The sequence below is a fragment of the Acinetobacter sp. A1-4-2 genome (assembly GCF_040233925.1).
GTDB lineage: Bacteria > Pseudomonadota > Gammaproteobacteria > Pseudomonadales > Moraxellaceae > Acinetobacter.
The window spans coordinates 1,712,534-1,728,002 of record NZ_CP157981.1 but is presented as its reverse complement, the minus strand read 5'-3'; the positions used below and the strand labels follow the sequence as shown (position 1 = coordinate 1,728,002).

The 15,469-nt window shown below is 41.8% G+C and carries 15 protein-coding genes; 9 read left to right on the top strand and 6 right to left on the bottom strand.

Annotated elements, in window-relative coordinates:
• The first annotated feature begins 2 nt into the window (after positions 1–2).
• Together ABJ384_RS08540 and ABJ384_RS08535 are read left to right on the top strand one after the other, a co-directional pair.
• Positions 3–923, top strand: coding sequence for a LysR family transcriptional regulator (locus ABJ384_RS08540; RefSeq protein WP_086195502.1), 921 nt, complete (start codon positions 3–5; stop codon positions 921–923).
• Positions 924–1,091: 168 nt separating this feature from the next.
• A complete protein-coding gene (locus tag ABJ384_RS08535) occupies positions 1,092–2,267 on the top strand; it encodes an MFS transporter (protein WP_349926754.1) in 1,176 nt (391 codons plus the stop codon).
• 53 nt (positions 2,268–2,320) lie between these two features.
• Here ABJ384_RS08535 and ABJ384_RS08530 read toward each other — a convergent pair whose 3' ends face one another.
• Entirely contained in the window at positions 2,321–2,776 is a 456-nt protein-coding gene (locus ABJ384_RS08530) for a DUF441 domain-containing protein (RefSeq protein WP_349929725.1), read from the bottom strand.
• Positions 2,777–2,912: 136 nt separating this feature from the next.
• Here ABJ384_RS08530 and ABJ384_RS08525 point away from each other — a divergent pair, with 136 nt between their 5' ends.
• The gene (locus tag ABJ384_RS08525; RefSeq protein WP_349926752.1) at positions 2,913–3,623 is read left to right on the top strand and encodes a pseudouridine synthase; all 711 of its coding nucleotides are present in this window, start codon (positions 2,913–2,915) and stop codon (positions 3,621–3,623) included.
• 3 nt (positions 3,624–3,626) lie between these two features.
• Here ABJ384_RS08525 and ABJ384_RS08520 read toward each other — a convergent pair whose 3' ends face one another.
• The 3 genes from ABJ384_RS08520 to ABJ384_RS08510 form a co-directional block, all read right to left on the bottom strand.
• A complete protein-coding gene (locus tag ABJ384_RS08520; protein WP_086195499.1) occupies positions 3,627–4,070 on the bottom strand; it encodes a GNAT family N-acetyltransferase in 444 nt (147 codons plus the stop codon).
• 92 nt (positions 4,071–4,162) lie between these two features.
• Positions 4,163–4,486: a type II toxin-antitoxin system RelB/DinJ family antitoxin gene (locus tag ABJ384_RS08515; protein WP_349926750.1), complete on the bottom strand. Its 324-nt coding sequence runs from the start codon at positions 4,484–4,486 to the stop codon at positions 4,163–4,165.
• A gap of 115 nt (positions 4,487–4,601) precedes the next feature.
• Positions 4,602–5,507, bottom strand: a complete 906-nt coding sequence (locus ABJ384_RS08510; protein WP_200222667.1) for a pseudouridine synthase — start codon at positions 5,505–5,507, stop codon at positions 4,602–4,604.
• Between the two features lie 150 nt (positions 5,508–5,657).
• On the opposite strand from ABJ384_RS08510, the gene tsaE reads away from it, so the two are divergent.
• The 4 genes from tsaE to hfq all read left to right on the top strand — a co-directional run bounded on the left by tsaE (position 5,658) and on the right by hfq (position 9,657).
• A complete protein-coding gene (tsaE, locus tag ABJ384_RS08505) occupies positions 5,658–6,134 on the top strand; it encodes a tRNA (adenosine(37)-N6)-threonylcarbamoyltransferase complex ATPase subunit type 1 TsaE (protein WP_349929724.1) in 477 nt (158 codons plus the stop codon).
• A complete protein-coding gene (gene mutL, locus ABJ384_RS08500) occupies positions 6,127–8,100 on the top strand; it encodes a DNA mismatch repair endonuclease MutL (RefSeq protein ID WP_349926748.1) in 1,974 nt (657 codons plus the stop codon). Before tsaE ends, mutL begins: the two co-directional genes overlap by 8 nt.
• A 6-nt stretch (positions 8,101–8,106) precedes the next feature.
• Positions 8,107–9,051: a tRNA (adenosine(37)-N6)-dimethylallyltransferase MiaA gene (gene miaA / locus ABJ384_RS08495; RefSeq protein ID WP_349926746.1), complete on the top strand. Its 945-nt coding sequence runs from the start codon at positions 8,107–8,109 to the stop codon at positions 9,049–9,051.
• A gap of 90 nt (positions 9,052–9,141) precedes the next feature.
• A complete protein-coding gene (hfq, locus tag ABJ384_RS08490) occupies positions 9,142–9,657 on the top strand; it encodes an RNA chaperone Hfq (RefSeq protein WP_086195493.1) in 516 nt (171 codons plus the stop codon).
• Positions 9,658–9,867: 210 nt separating this feature from the next.
• On the opposite strand, the gene ABJ384_RS08485 is transcribed toward hfq, so the two are convergent.
• The gene (locus tag ABJ384_RS08485) at positions 9,868–11,178 is read right to left on the bottom strand and encodes a peptidylprolyl isomerase (protein ID WP_349926743.1); all 1,311 of its coding nucleotides are present in this window, start codon (positions 11,176–11,178) and stop codon (positions 9,868–9,870) included.
• Positions 11,178–13,625: an LPS assembly protein LptD gene (lptD, locus tag ABJ384_RS08480; protein ID WP_349926741.1), complete on the bottom strand. Its 2,448-nt coding sequence runs from the start codon at positions 13,623–13,625 to the stop codon at positions 11,178–11,180. The genes ABJ384_RS08485 and lptD overlap by 1 nt, the downstream gene beginning before the upstream one ends.
• A gap of 120 nt (positions 13,626–13,745) precedes the next feature.
• On the opposite strand from lptD, the gene ABJ384_RS08475 reads away from it, so the two are divergent.
• Positions 13,746–14,759 carry a phosphotransferase gene (locus ABJ384_RS08475; RefSeq protein ID WP_349926739.1) on the top strand — a complete coding sequence of 338 codons (1,014 nt, stop codon included), beginning with the start codon at positions 13,746–13,748 and terminating at the stop codon, positions 14,757–14,759.
• Positions 14,759–15,448, top strand: coding sequence for an N-acetylmuramate alpha-1-phosphate uridylyltransferase MurU (murU, locus tag ABJ384_RS08470; protein ID WP_349926737.1), 690 nt, complete (start codon positions 14,759–14,761; stop codon positions 15,446–15,448). Before ABJ384_RS08475 ends, murU begins: the two co-directional genes overlap by 1 nt.
• Positions 15,449–15,469 lie beyond the last annotated feature (21 nt).

The window sequence follows — 15,469 nt, the reverse complement described above, 5'->3', positions numbered from 1 at the left end:
ATATGCTAGAAATTCGCCATTTAAAAACACTGACTGCTTTGCGTGAACATGGTTCACTGGTGGCTGCTGCCAATGACCTGTGTTTAACACCATCGGCCATTTCACATCAGTTAAAAGAACTCGATCACTGGTATGGGGTAGAGGTAGTCAATCGCCGCAGCCGTCCTGTCACTTTCTCTAATGTAGGGCAGCGTTTGCTCAAACTGGCAGATGATGTACTGCCACAAATTCAGATTACCCAGACAGATATTACCCGTATTGTGCATGGCCAGACTGGGCGTATTATTTTCTCCTCTGAATGTCATAGCTGTTTTGACTGGTTAATGCCACTGCTCAACCAGTATCGCCACTTATATCCAGATGTAGATCTGGATTTTGCTTCCGGCTTTGAAGCCAATCCACATGAACTGCTGCAAAATGCCGAATTTGACCTGTTAATTACGGCAGATCCGATTGCCTTAAAAGGCATCGAATATTTTCCGATTTTTGAATATGAATCACGTCTGGTCTTGTCGAACACTCATCCACTGGTTCGTGCAGAACGTATTACCGTGCAGGAATTGGCAGAGGAAACTCTGATTACTTATCCGGTAGATAAGCACCGTCTGGATATCATGGCGAAACTGTTTATTCCTGCCAATATTCAACCCAAACAGATCCGGACCACGGATTTAACCCAAATGCTGATTCAACTGGTGGCCAGTGGGCGAGGTATTGCTGCACTTCCAGACTGGGTGGTGAATGAATATGAACAAAAGGGATGGGTGACTTCGCGCCGTTTGGATTGCGTTTCTGCGAGTGGTTTGCGCCGGACCTTGTATGCGGGTTATCGAACTGAAGAAAAAGAAAAAAGCTATTTTGAAGGTTTCCTGAAACAACTGGAAAAATTCTCGCAAAAGCGTAATCCGTATTATTCTGCTTAAAAAATCGTGCTTGAATCCTATATAGAATCAAAGCCTTATAGGGAATTTTTTCATGATCCGAGTCAATGCTAGATTGATTGTTGCAAGCTCTTAGCTTATTCAAATCAACGATAAATAATCGTTTTTATTCTTGCTAGTCTAACGCTGGAATTGCCGAAGGAGAAGGTTGTGAGTGCCGTGCGTTGGCTCAGCAAAGATTTATGGATTATTGCAGCAGGATTTGTCGCTGCCATGCATGTAGGCAAGTTGCCACCCGCGGTTCCTGTACTCCAAGCCGAGTTAGGCATCAGCTTGGTGCAAGCCGGTTTTTTATTGTCTCTGGTACAGGTTGCCGGTATGTGCATGGCACTCGTGCTGGGTAGTTATACCGCTAAAATTGGCTTAAAACGCTGTGTACTATTGGGCTTGAGTTTACTCGCATTCGCCAGTTTTACGGGTGGTTTTGTGCAGGAATTCCCGGCATTGCTGGCACTGCGTGTGGTTGAAGGTTTCGGATTTTTACTGATTACCTTAAGTGGGCCTGCTTTTATCCGCCAACTGGTTCCACTCGAGCAGTTACAAGCCAAGACGGGGCTATGGAGCGCCTATATGGGAGGCGGAATGGGAATAGGCTTACTGTGTACGCCATTCCTGATCAATAGTATGGGCTGGCAAGGGGTTTGGATGTGTTTCGGAGGATTATCACTTGCTTTGGCAGTTGTGATTTATAGGGTTATTCCCGCAGTGCAGACCCATACCCAGTCGGTTGCAATATTTGATTTAATTAAACTGACTTTAAAACATCCTCCAGCCTGGATTCTGGCCGCTATTTTTGGTGTATATGCCGGACAATGGTTGAGTCTGGTGGGATTTTTGCCCAGCATTTATCAGCAATATCAAATTCCTTTAGCTGTGGCAGGAGCCTTAACGGCAATCGTAGCGATTGCCAATGCTGTTGGCACCTTTGTGTGTGGTTTACTGTTACAGCGTGGTTTGCGGCCTCAAACTTTAGTCCAAACCGGTTTTGCCATCTTAATGGTCTGTGCCCTGAGTTTTTATCTGTTACGCGAATTCTTGCCCTTTATTCTGCAATTTATATTGGTTTTGAGCTTTTCATTATTTGGCGGTTTGGTCGCAGCGGTCGTGTTTTCTCAAGTATTAAATTTTTCCGCAAAGCCGATTGCCATTACCACTACAATAGGATTAGTCTTGCAATTTTCCGCCACATCACAATTTCTGTTGCCGCCTTTGATTGCCTCAATTGTACTGGCCACAGGTGGATGGTTTTGGGTGGGAATTTTAATGGCAAGCATGTCCCTGATTGGCATGCTTTTAACCAGAATTTTATTTCGAAAAGCTGCATAAATTGTGCAGATCAAGCCTGTCAATCATCCGTTGTCAGGCTTAAGAATAAAAAATCAAGAATGACCAATAAACAGAGTTAATATCCCTGCTGCAATTAAAGGGCCGACAGGAATGCCGCGCAATACTGCCACACCTGCAACCGTACCAATCAGCAAGCCTGCAACCACGTCAGGCTGATTGCTCATCAGTTTGACTCCGCGTCCACCCAGCCATGCGACCAGTACGCCAATGGCGATGGCAAGTAATGATTTAAAGCTTAAAAACGATTTTAAAATGGCATCGCCGGGAATTTTGCCACTGGCAATCGGAGTCAGAACGCCAATAGTTAAAATAATGATGCCAATATTTAAACCATGTTGTTGCAGATAGGGAAAATATTCACTCAGCGGGGTAATGCGAAAAACGATTAGTACACCTGCAGCAATCGTTACGGCACTATTATGGCTAAAGATACCACAGGCCAATAAAACCAGCAGGACAATCAGGTTTAAATCTAGATGGGACATTATTTTAAGGGAGAAATTTATAAATCATTGCTATTGTATAAGGTTTTGATGGAAGATTTGCCCGAAAAAGCAGGAACAATAAAAATAGCCCTCATTTCAGTATAGAATGCGCATTCCGTGAGAGTAAAAGGTCAGGTCTATGTTGTTGGAAAAGATGTTGCAATCCCAGGGTTTTGGTTCGCGTAAACATTGCCAGCAGCTCATTAAAAACGGAGCGATTGCCATTCAAGGGGAAGTCATCAGCAATCCAAAACATAAACTGGATTTGAATAATTTAACATTTACGGTCTATGGCGAAACATTTGCTTATCGGGAAAAAGTGTATATTGCCTTAAACAAGCCGCAAGGTTATGAGTGTTCTCACCAGGCCACCCATCATTTTAGCGTATTCGATTTATTTGATGATGTATTGATGAATCGCGGTTTGCAGTGTGTGGGGCGTCTAGATCAGGACACCAGTGGACTGTTGTTATTGACTGATGATGGACAATTTCTACAGGCCTTAACCCATCCGAAAAAACATGTGGCCAAAGTCTACCGTATGCAAACCGCTGATCCTGTAACGGAAGAGCATATTCAGCAGTTAAAGCAGGGAGTGGAATTGCGCAATGAATCGGGTATTTTTGCCGCGACTGATATCATTCTACTGGCTGAACATGAATTGCAGCTGACTATTCATCAGGGCGTTTATCATCAGGTCAAACGCATGCTGGCCGCAGTGGGGAATAAAGTAGAGCGATTGCATCGTCAGCAGATTGGCGCTTTGGAGTTAACAGATTTACAAGAAGGGCATTGGATCTATTTAAGCCCCGAACAGGTGGAATTAGCCAAGACAAGAATGACAGCTTAATTGTTATTTCAGGAAACAATGATAGGTTTGGAATTCATCATCTTTGACAAAACCCATTTTTTGATAAAGCTGATGGGATTGATAATTATTCTTTTGCGTTTGTAGGCTGATACGTTGAGCGTTTTCATGACGTGCAAATAAAATCGCAGTATCGATGAGCTGTTTGGCTGAACCCTGACGACGAAAAGTCGGGGTGACGTAAACATCATCCAGAATGTAATAGGTGCTACAGGCGACTGATGAAAAGCCGAGATATAACAAAATAAAACCGGTAAAAATATCATCTTTTACATGAATGAAAATGATGCTTTCCTGATTTTGAAATCGCTGCTTTAAAAATTGATAAGATACATCCAGATTAGAAGAAGCACCATAAAATTGACGGTATTCATCAAATAAAACAGCAAGGGGGTGTAAATCTTCTAAAGAGGCGCGTCGTACAATCATGCGATACTCCATGCTTTTTTATAGTCTTTGCATGAAGCATACCTAAGTTTTTATGAGAATTTTTCTAAATTTTGTTTGTAAATGCGACAGTGTTAAGTTTTGTCACTTTCACCCAAAATGGCATTCAGTTCTTCAAAAAGGTCAAGATGGTCATCATCCAGATCATGAGAAACAGTCTGTTCTGTAGAGGTGTTTGAAGTGTTTTGTTGTTGCTTTAATTTTCGGATTTTTTGTAGTTGATCAAGGTTAATATTCTGATTTTCAATAGAAAATGGAATAGATTTTGTTAAAACAACTTGTTTGAAAAATAGTCGGACTGCTTGTGCAGGCGTAATGCCCAATTGTTTAAATACTGCAAAAGCATGCTTTTTTTCTTGGGAATCCAGTCGTATTTGATAAACTTCGGTTTTTCTCATGATTTTTTAAATACGTCTAATTACTTAACTTTTCAGCATTTATTTTAATCAAATTGAATGTAATTTCAATATTCATACGTTCGATTTACCAAAATATTTTGTAATGACAAAGATATTACAATGTTAGGTCAAAATGGGATGAAAAAGTCATGTTCTGTCCACTCAGGGGATCAATAAATGCAATATGTTTGGCTAACAGTTGTAGTGGTGCAGAAAAATCATCTTCTCTTTTATGTTGTACTGTTGGATAAAAGGGATCGTTTTTAATGGCAATGCCTAAACTACTTAAGTGCAGCCGCAGTTGGTGTTGCTTGCCGGTGGTTGGTTTTAGCTCATATTTTCCCCATGCTCTATCATGTTCGATCAGATCAATCTCTGTTTCACTATTTATTTTGCCTTCAACCACTTGCATGGTATAGAAGGGTTCACCTTTTTCCATACGATAACGTGTATAACATGGAAATGTTAAAGTGGCATGAAACGGTGCAATAGCGTGATAGGTTTTTTTCACCTCACGTTTGGCGAACATCTCCTGATAGATTGCACGGCTGGCAACCTGTTTGGAGAATAAAACCACACCGGCAGTTTCGCGATCTAAACGATGAATCGGGGTTAGAAATTCATTGCCGGTCTGTTTTTTTAATCGTACCAGCAGGGTTTCCTGTACGTATTGCCCCGTCGGACTAATGGTTAAAAAATGTGGTTTATCGATGACCAGCAAATGTTCGTTTTCAAATAAAACTTTATGTTCAAACGGAATGGGTATTTCATGGGCTAAAAAACGGTAATAGAACACATGACTATTTTCATTATAAGGTGCATCAACCGTTAAGATATTGCCTGCGGCATCATAAATTAAAGCATCAGTAAAACGTTGTTGCCATTCAGCAGGCTTGATATGCGGAAATTGCTGACAAAGATATTGATATACACTGTCTGGTGCAGGAGAGGTTTTAGGAAGAAAAACTTTACTTGCGCTAACACCATCAATCATGGGCGGAAGAAATTCAGTACTGGTCATGTGATTTGTCGTAGATCAATCTGCTGTGCATAAAATCACTGCTATTTACAATGAAATGCAGGAAAAGTTCCATATTTGGAAGTGTGAACATGGGCAATAAAGCGGTGCGATGCTATCATAATTGTTCTTTTGAATCTTGTCGTGAGTAATATGCAGTATTCATTTAATTTGGTTTTAAACAATGAAGACGATACCCAAAATTTAGCACAGGTTTTGGCGCAGCATTTTACAACGGGTGTAATTTATTTAATTGGTGATTTAGGCGCGGGTAAAACCACACTGACACGCTATTTTTTGCAAAGCTTAGGCCATCAAGGGGCGGTAAAAAGCCCCACTTATACCTTGGTGGAACCGTATAATATTCATGGAAAAGACATCTTCCATTTCGATTTATACCGTTTAAATGACCCTTATGAACTGGAGCTGATGGGCATTCGTGACTATTTGGAAACGCCGAATGCGCTATTTTTATTTGAATGGCCATCCAAAGGTGGCGATGAAATTCCACAGCCTGACCTGATTATCAATATTGAAAAGTCTGAAGATGAACTGATGCGTACTGCGAGTTTAAGTTTCTCGTCTGCAGCATTAAACCAAGCATTAGAGAGCCATTTTAACAATGCGTGATAATTTAAGCGAACGTCGTATTCATACCCTTAATCCTGCACTGGCGAACCAGATTGCAGCAGGTGAGGTGATTGAACGTCCAGCATCGGTGGTCAAAGAATTATTAGAAAATTCAATTGATGCAGGTGCGACGGAGCTTATTATTCGGGTTGAGCAAGGCGGCAGTACCCTGATTGAAATCATTGACAATGGTCATGGGGTTCATCCTGATGATTTGGCTTTGGCCGTCATGCGGCATGCCACCAGTAAAATCCAGACAGCAGAGGATTTACAGGCCATTGTTAGCTTGGGTTTTCGTGGTGAAGCTTTGGCATCGATTGCTGCGGTGTCACGCCTGACTCTGATTAGCAGTCAAAATGATGAAGGTATTGGTTATCAGGTGGAAGTGAATGGCACAGCTTTTGATCATCAGGAAATTCAGGCGGTTGCAGCACAAAAAGGCACCCATATTCGGGTGCAGGATTTATTTTTTAATGTGCCCGCACGTCGAAAATTCTTAAAAAAACAGGCGACGGAATTTGGTCATATTGAAGAAATCGTGCGCCGTCTGGCATTGACCCATTTCGATATCCGTTTTGTATTGGAGCATAACAACACTATTCGTCTCAATTTACCGGTTGCAGATAGCGGTGAGCTGCGTTTTCAGCGTGTGCAGCAGCTCTTGGGCCGACAATTTACCGAAAATGCGTACTGGATTGATGCTGACAGTATCAATATGCGCTTGTCTGGCTGGTTAGGGCATCCCTCAGATGCGCGTGCTCAGGCCGATTTGCAATATGTTTATGTGAATGGGCGGATTGTCAAAGACAAGACTATCTCCCATGCCTTACGTATGGCCTATGATGGTATTTTGCACGGTCATCAGCATCCTGCCTATTTGCTGTTTTTGGAAGTTGATCCTGAAAATATTGATGTCAATGTGCATCCCACCAAGCATGAAATCCGTTTTTTAAATCAGCGTGAAGTACATGAGTTTGTAAGGCATTTTGCTAAAGAAAAGTTGTCTGAATTTCAAACGGCCACAGCTGAACTGGCTTCAGCCATGAAGAGGGATGAGGCAGATCAGCTTGCTGCTGTGCAGCCGCAACCACGTTATCAGGAACAATTTCAACTGCATAAGGCGGTAGATGCGTATACGCCACAACCGGAAGCGCAAATTTCCACCGATTTACTCAGTGATTTTAATGCCAGCAGTCCGCAAACGGTACATTATGCTTCATCTCATGCTGCAAATAGCTATGCAGGTTCACAACAGCTGAATAATGCCTTAAAAAGCTATCTGGCACCGTTACGGGAAGAAACTGATACCGTTTTTTCTCAAATAAATAGCCTAAGTGATAGTGGTAATATTGAAAAACCGCAATCATCTTATGTGGATGAACATCCGCTGGGTATCGCTATTGCACAGTTACATGGCATTTATATTCTGGCACAAAACTCTGAAGGCCTGATTATTGTCGATATGCATGCCGCACATGAACGCATTGTGTTGCAGCAAATGAAAGCCGCATGGGATAAGCCTGAATTCTGGACATCACAACAATTGCTGATTCCTAAAGTAATTAGTATTAGCCGTATGCAAGCCATGCGGGTGGATGATTTAAAAGAACAGTTGGCACGTTTGGGCTTGGAAATAGATCAATATGGCGATGAACAGGTAATTGTTCGTGGTGTTCCTGCCATTTTGCACAAGGCAGATTTTGCTGCTTTGGTTCCTGAGTTGCTTGATGATCTTGATCCGAATGATGAAGTGCAGGGATTGTTGCAAAAGCGCGATCAAATTTTAGCAGGTATGGCCTGTCATGGCGCTGTACGTGCGCATCGTATTTTAAGTCTTTCGGAAATGAATGCTTTACTGCGGCAAATGGAACAAACCGAATTTGCCAGTCAGTGTAACCATGGACGTCCAACTTGGCGTGCATTTCCACTTTCACAATTAGATAAACTTTTTGCTCGAGGAGAGTAGTTGTACATGTCGAATCAATTGCCGGTCATCAATTTAATGGGACCAACTGCAAGTGGTAAAACCGCTTTGGCATGTGAACTTTATGAGCAGGGTCATTTTGAGCTGATCTCTGTTGATTCTGCGCTGGTTTATCGAGATATGGACATTGGTACCGCGAAGCCAACGAAAGAAGAGCAGGCACGTTATCCGCATCATCTAATCGATATTATCACTCCCTTGGAAGTGTATTCGGCCGCCCAGTTTGTAGAAGATGCCTGTAGCTTAATTGATGATATTCATGCACGTGGTAAAACACCTGTTCTGGTGGGTGGTACCATGTTGTATTTCAAGGCTTTATTAGAGGGATTGTCAAGTAATTTGCCCAGTGCGGATTATGCAGTACGTGCAGAAATTGAGGCTAAAGCAGAGCGTGAAGGCTGGGAGTCGGTTTATCAGGAATTATGTGAGGTTGATGCTCTGGCGGGGCAGAAATTTAAGTTCAGTGATAAACAACGCATCATTCGTGCTTTGGAGGTATTTAAGCTGACTGGACAGCCAATTACAAAACTACAAGCTGAACAACCCAAAAATATACCATATCGCTACACATTTCATAATCATGCCTTATTACCTGATCGTGTAGAATTACACAAGCGTATCGAACAACGGTTAAAAATCATGTGGGATATCGGATTTTTACATGAAGTGGAAGGACTGATTGAAAAATACGATTTAAATGATAATTTGCCATCCATGCGCTCAGTTGGTTATCGTCAAGCTCTAGAATTTATACAAAAAAGTGATCTAAGTATCAAAAAACGACAGGAAATGGAGGATAAGTCTTTATTTGCAACACGACAACTGGCAAAACGTCAATATACTTGGTTAAGATCTTTGCAAGAATCGCATAATTTTAAAACATATTTGACGGTCAAGCAGGCCCAAGAAGACTTGCGAAAGTGTTACGGATAAAGCAAAATTTAATAACTATCTTTTTTATAATTTTTATTGAGAAATAAAGATAGTTTTTTGCGCTGATTTTTAATTTTTTGGAGTTATAACATGTCTAAAGGTCAAACTTTACAAGATCCGTTCTTAAATTCTCTCCGTAAGGAACGTATTCCTGTTTCTATCTTCCTTGTGAATGGTATTAAATTACAAGGTCATATTGAATCATTTGACCAATATGTAGTTTTGTTAAAAAATACTGTAAGCCAAATGGTTTACAAACATGCGATTTCTACAGTTGTTCCTGCACGTAATCCACGTCCTGCTGGTGCTCCTGCTGGTGCTCAAGGTGCTGGCGGTTTTGGTGGTGGTCAGCCTCAAGGTGGCTTCGGTGGTCAAGGTGGCTTCGGTGGTCAAGGTGGCTTCGGTGGTCAAGGTGGCTTCGGTGGTAATCAAGGTGGTTTCGGTGGCCAAGGTGGTTTCGGTAGCCAAGGTGGTTTCGGTGGCCAAGGTGGTTTTGGTAGCCAAGGTGGTTTCGGTGGTCAAGGCGGCTTCGGTGGTCAAGCAAACCCAGGTTTTGAAGGCGAAACAAAATTTGAAGATTCTCAAGACGATGAAAATAATCGTTAATTGTTAATTCTTAAAAGCCTCTCTTTATGAGAGGCTTTTTTATTTTGAAGCAAATGAATGGACTAAAGATTGTAGACAATTCATCTATGCTTGCTCAATTTGGGCATAAATTTATATATGAAATATCAATAAACCTTAATTAGTTTTCTTGTGGGTAATAAAAAACCAGTTGCTTAAACAACTGGTTTTTGGGCTCAAATCAATTGAGGATTATTTATTTTTTTTACGGTCCAGATTTGGGTCTTTGACTTCTACAAAGGCATTACTACGAATTTCACGTAACCAGCTATCCAGTTCAGCATCGAATTGACGTTCACCCAGAATTTGACGTGCCATGCGTTGTTGATATTCACGTGTCATATCTTGTTGGCGCATATCTGTAACCTGAAGAATGTGCCAGCCAAATTGAGTCTGGAAGGGTGCACTGATCTGACCGACAGCCGTGTTTTTCATTTGCGCCTCAAATTCAGGTACCATAACGCCCGGGTTCACCCAGCCTAAGCTGCCGCCATCACGTGCAGAACCCGGATCATTGGAAAAAGTTGATGCCAATACGGCAAAATCTTCACCCGCTTTTAAGCGGTTATAGATACTGTCAATTTGTTGTTTGGCATTTTCAGGACTTACTACTTCCGAAGGCTGAATGAGAATGTGACGTGTCTGGTATTGCGATACGATCGCTTTTTGCGCACCACCTTTACGTTCAATCAATTTTAACACATGAATACCGTCTCGCACTGGAATCAGGTCTGTAGTCTGACCTTCTTGCAACGTGCTTACACGGGCTGCCAGTTCAGCCGGGATATCAGACAGGCTTCTAAAGCCCATATCTGCACCCTCCACTTTAACTGTCTTGGTAGTGAACTTTTGGTCAATCGCTTTAACATCATTGCTGTTATTCAGTTCAGCTTTGACAAGTTTTGCAGTTTTTTCTAAGGCTGCTTGGTCATCACCAGATACACGGATATGAATAACATGCGCTTGGTTCCCTAAAGCGGCTTGACCTTGTGGCGTCTTTAAGAAGTTTTCTACATCCTGATCGCTAATTTTAATACGGGACATCACCACTTGTTGACGCAGGCGATTAATTGCTAAATCTTCTGCAATGCGATTGCGCAAGGATTCGTAAGTCCCCGGTGCAATACCGTCAAGCTTTTGCTGGAAGGCTTCTAAACTTTTGCTTCCAGATTGATCTGCGACCTTAAGCACCGCTTCATTCAGTTCTCTTTCATTTGGCTTGATATTGTAGCGTTTAACTTGTTCAAGTTGTGCTTGACGAATAATGAGCTGGTCAAGTGCCTGTTGCTGTAAATATTGTTCTGGTGGCAGCTGTTTTTTTTGTGTTTCTAGTTGATGTTTGAGTTCTGCGATACCTTGTTCTAAATCACTTTTTAAAATAACACTGTTATCTACCACTGCAACCACTTCATCTGAGGATTGAGCAAATGTAGTCATTGATGAAGATAAGGCTAAAGCAAGCGCAGTCGCTTTAAAAAAATGTTTTAACTGTATTGTCTTCATTAACGTTGTGTCCAAGATTGATTAATATTATTGAAACCTAAAATACGGTTTTCTAGTAAAGATGAAAGTTTGTTGTTGAAGCCACCTAAGCCTTTGAGGCTAATTTCCGCCATAATGGCACGTTTGGGTGAAACACCATCATCGTTCACGTTGTCTAGGTCATTATAGTAAGAGCGGCCATACACCGAAATGCCCCAGCAACAGGACTCATAATTTACACCGAGTAAATACTCGCGAGCGACATTATTGTCCATGTCATATTGGGCATGACCTAAAATACGCCAGTTATTTGCTACAGGTTGAATGAATGATGCGACAACCTGATCATACTGGTCTTGACGGTTCGGAATGTCTTTGCGGTAGAAATAACCCAGATTATAAAGATTTCCCTGATTACCTGTGTAATACAGTTGCAGATCACGCTGAGCATTATCACCATTCGACATCCATGCAGAATTTGCACCAACGGTGAAATTTTGTGACAGTTGGCTAGATACACTTAAGATAGGGCCGGTACGACGTTCAGTATCAAGCTGATCAGTTTCATTTTCTAGCGTTACCCGGCGATCTTCAAAAAAGAAGCTTTGCCCCACGCTGGTTTTCAAGCGTTCCAAACCTACTTCATCAAACAGACTATAACTTAGTCCTAAAGACAGGAAATTATTGTCTTCTAAACGGTCATGTCCATAGAAACGACGTGGACTGAATAACTGATCATAATTGATGGATGCAGGAGCCGAGTCAAAGTTTGGATGCCCATCCTGGTTTTTATATGGTGCATAGGCATAAAAAGCGCGAGGAGTAAGCGTTTGCAGATATTTACCTTCTTTTTCAAAGGTGAAACCGGTATCTAAAGTGAATTGGGGGACGGTGACGGTCTTTGTTTCATCTGATGAGCTAATATTCTGAGCAGCAATCGTATTTTGATCATATACGGTATTTATATTGCGCAGTGAAATCTCAGGAATCATAAATGACCAAGGAGTACGATAGTTGTAACGCACTGCAAAATCATTGTAAATACGGGTACCGCTTGGTTCGTTGTTTGGGCTATTGAAATCAGTAATATCTTTTTTAAAGTAAGCGGTGTCATTATTGAATTCATATTGCAAACCTAAGGGATTGCCAGTTTTATAATTCAATAAAAATTGTGGCAGACGTGCATAAGGGCGGTCTACAGATGAAACGGTATTATCGAGCGTTTGGAAATTTTCAACTTTGAGTTGTGCAGATAATCCTGAAATTCCATTGCCGTAATTGAGCTGCCAGGCACGGCGCAAGTTTAATTCTGTTTTTGAGTTGGGATTGTTATTTAAATCAGAGAAATAGTCTTTATCTGAAACATAGTTATATTCAATATTGGTAGAAAACTGGTTGTTGATTTGCCAGTTATGTAAGAATTGTAAGCCTTTACGGTCTTGGTCATTGTATTCGTTATCTGCAGCCAAGTAGCCGCCCGATACTCTGCCAGTGCCGTAATTTTCCGTTAAATAGCGGAATTCGCCTTCAAGCATTGCGCCGCGATTACCGATATAGCGCGGTGTAAGGGTTGCATCGTAATTAGGTGCCAAGTTTAAATAAACAGGAACTGTAAGTTCTACGCCACCATCGTTGGTAAATCCAAAACCTGGCGTCAAAATACCGGTAGTGCGACGGTCATCAATCGGGAAGTTGAAATAAGGTACTGCAAGCACCGGTACTTCTTTGACATAAAGTTTGGTGCCGCGTGTTTCACCGCGTCCGGTTTCTTTATTTAAGGTAATTTTATCAGCCTGAATTTTCCAGCCTGGTTTTTCATCGGGTGGACAGGTGCTGTAGGTGGCGTTATTCATCACCACCACATTTTCTGAAGTACGGGTAATTTTTTCTGCACGGCCATGTGCATGCTGCTCTTCGGAAATATAAAAGCTGTTATTTAAATCGCCTTGCTGGGTCTTTAAGTTGTAATTGATCTGGTCACTTTGTGCCAGTAAGCCGGCTTGTGCCATTTGCACGCGACCTTGTGCATTTGCGTAGGTTTGGGTTTGGTCGATGGTGATTTTATCGGCACGAATTTGGCGGCCTTGCTGGTCAATTAATACATTCCCTTCAAGAACAGAGTCGCCATTCGGGTCAAAATGACCATAATCTGCAGTCACTGTAGATGTGGCATTGTCTGGATATGCAGCTTTGGTCTCCGGACTGATTGGTGTAATCCAGGCGCCTTTGCAATAAGCAGAGCTCAAATACTGCCCTTGACGTTGTTGAGCTTCAGGTGCTGATTTGTCTACATAGTATTGTTCAAAGAATTGTTGTCCAGGATATGACTCCTGAATGCTGTCTTTCATTTTTTGGTTGTCGACAGTCGAAGCTGGAATTGTAGATTCAGCATAGCTTGAGATCGAGCTGCCACATAAAAGGGTTAAAATAGCAGTCGCTAAAGGATTAAATTTAAACTGATGCTTCATTTGTATCATTAACCAAGTATGCTTAATCGCAATTAATTATTCTCGCATCATAGAGAAAAAGTTGATAAGTGGCTACACTTAGCACTTTAAAAACTCAGCCTGTATTAGAATTTATCGCAAATGAATACACAACGTGAACAATTGATACAAACATGGATTACATCTGTACTTGGTTCAGATCAATTTGAGACGCATTTTTTGGCAGGCGATGCAAGCTTCCGTCGTTATGCACGAATCAAATTGAATAATAAAACATTTATGCTCATGGATGCACCACCAGAAAAAGAAGATTGTGGGCCTTTTGTGACGATCGATGAATTTTTTGATCATAATGGTGTGCGTGTGCCGCATATTGTTGCCAAAGACCTGGAATTGGGCTTCTTGCTACTCGAAGATTTTGGTGATGTCTTACTTTCGACTTTGCTGAATGAGCAAACTGTAGATGCTTATTATGCGCAAAGTTTTAAACAGCTGATTCAATTACAAGCCATTGATGGGACAAATCATTTTCCAAATTATTCTTATGAAAAACTGATTTCTGAAATGGAACTGTTGACCGACTGGATGTTGCCGTCATTGCAGATTCAGCCAACAGCAGAAGAAAGTGCCTTAATTAAACGAACCTTTGCCATTTTAGCCAACGCGGCTTTGGCGCAACCGCAAGTCATTGTACATCGCGACTTCCATAGCCGTAACCTGATGAAAATTGCAGGCGAAACCGATCTGGGGGTGATTGACTTTCAGGATGCTGTGATTGGCGCAGATACCTATGACCTGATTTCAATTACCCGCGATGCCTATGTGCAATGGAATGCTGACCGTGTTTATACATGGTTTAAAACCTTCTATGATCTGTTGCCTGAATCGGCAAAACAGGACCGTGATTTTGAGCAGTTTAAAAAAGATGCCGACATGATGGCGATTCAGCGTCATATCAAAATTTTGGGTATCTTTGTGCGTCTGTTCGAACGTGATGGCAAGTCTGGCTATTTAAAAGACCTACCTCGTGTGATGTGGTATTTACTTGAAGAAAGTCAGCCTTATGCAGAACTGCAACCCTTTATGCAGTTTATTCAAACTCAGGTGATGCCGAAATTTGAAGCAAAATACGGTGGTTATGAGGTTGCTGCATAATGAAAGCCATGATTCTTGCTGCAGGGCTGGGTAACCGTATGCGTCCACTGACCCTGCATACGCCAAAACCCTTGCTGGAAGTGGGTGGAAAGCCCCTGATCGTTTGGCATATTGAAAAAATGCAAAGTATTGGCGTCACCGATATTGTTATTAATACGGCCTGGTTGGGCGAAAAGCTTGCTCAGGCATTGGGAGATGGCTCGCAATTTGGTGTCAATATCTTGTGGTCACATGAAGGTGAAGGACTAGAAACTGCGGGGGGGATTATTAATGCCTTACCGCTTTTGGGCGAAGAACCTTTTATTCTGGTTAATGGTGATGTCTGGACCACCATGGATTTTGCGACCTTATTTGATGTGAAATTGCAGGATGATCTTGCTCATCTGGTTTTTGTCGATAATCCGGCTCAACATCCCAACGGTGACTTTATCCTTGCTCATGGCCGGGCTTATACTTTTGATCAGGCACAGCAAGGTGAAGCACTGACTTATAGTGGCGTTGCGGTGATTCATCCTGCGATGTTTGCAGGCCTGGAAAATGGTAAACGACCACTGGCACCTTTATTAAAGCAAGCGATGCTTGAACAGCAAATTTCTGCATCCAAAATGCAGGGTGTCTGGGTAGATGTTGGCACTCCCGAGCGATTAAATGTACTGGATCAACAAATTAAGCAAGGCTTGTACGATTAAGTGCATATTCACTAAGCACAA

Excerpts from the sequence above, each read along its gene's own strand:
- lptD (WP_349926741.1), bottom strand. The coding sequence starts at position 13,625 with ATGAAGCATCAGTTTAAATTTAATCCTTTAGCGACTGCTATTTTAACC.
- hfq (WP_086195493.1), top strand. The coding sequence starts at position 9,142 with ATGTCTAAAGGTCAAACTTTACAAGATCCGTTCTTAAATTCTCTCCGT.
- ABJ384_RS08540 (WP_086195502.1), top strand. The coding sequence starts at position 3 with ATGCTAGAAATTCGCCATTTAAAAACACTGACTGCTTTGCGTGAACAT.
- ABJ384_RS08485 (WP_349926743.1), bottom strand. The coding sequence starts at position 11,178 with ATGAAGACAATACAGTTAAAACATTTTTTTAAAGCGACTGCGCTTGCT.
- ABJ384_RS08475 (WP_349926739.1), top strand. The coding sequence starts at position 13,746 with ATGAATACACAACGTGAACAATTGATACAAACATGGATTACATCTGTA.
- murU (WP_349926737.1), top strand. The coding sequence starts at position 14,759 with ATGAAAGCCATGATTCTTGCTGCAGGGCTGGGTAACCGTATGCGTCCA.
- ABJ384_RS08515 (WP_349926750.1), bottom strand. The coding sequence starts at position 4,486 with ATGAGAAAAACCGAAGTTTATCAAATACGACTGGATTCCCAAGAAAAA.
- mutL (WP_349926748.1), top strand. The coding sequence starts at position 6,127 with ATGCGTGATAATTTAAGCGAACGTCGTATTCATACCCTTAATCCTGCA.
- ABJ384_RS08510 (WP_200222667.1), bottom strand. The coding sequence starts at position 5,507 with ATGACCAGTACTGAATTTCTTCCGCCCATGATTGATGGTGTTAGCGCA.
- ABJ384_RS08525 (WP_349926752.1), top strand. The coding sequence starts at position 2,913 with ATGTTGTTGGAAAAGATGTTGCAATCCCAGGGTTTTGGTTCGCGTAAA.
- tsaE (WP_349929724.1), top strand. The coding sequence starts at position 5,658 with ATGCAGTATTCATTTAATTTGGTTTTAAACAATGAAGACGATACCCAA.
- ABJ384_RS08520 (WP_086195499.1), bottom strand. The coding sequence starts at position 4,070 with ATGATTGTACGACGCGCCTCTTTAGAAGATTTACACCCCCTTGCTGTT.
- miaA (WP_349926746.1), top strand. The coding sequence starts at position 8,107 with ATGTCGAATCAATTGCCGGTCATCAATTTAATGGGACCAACTGCAAGT.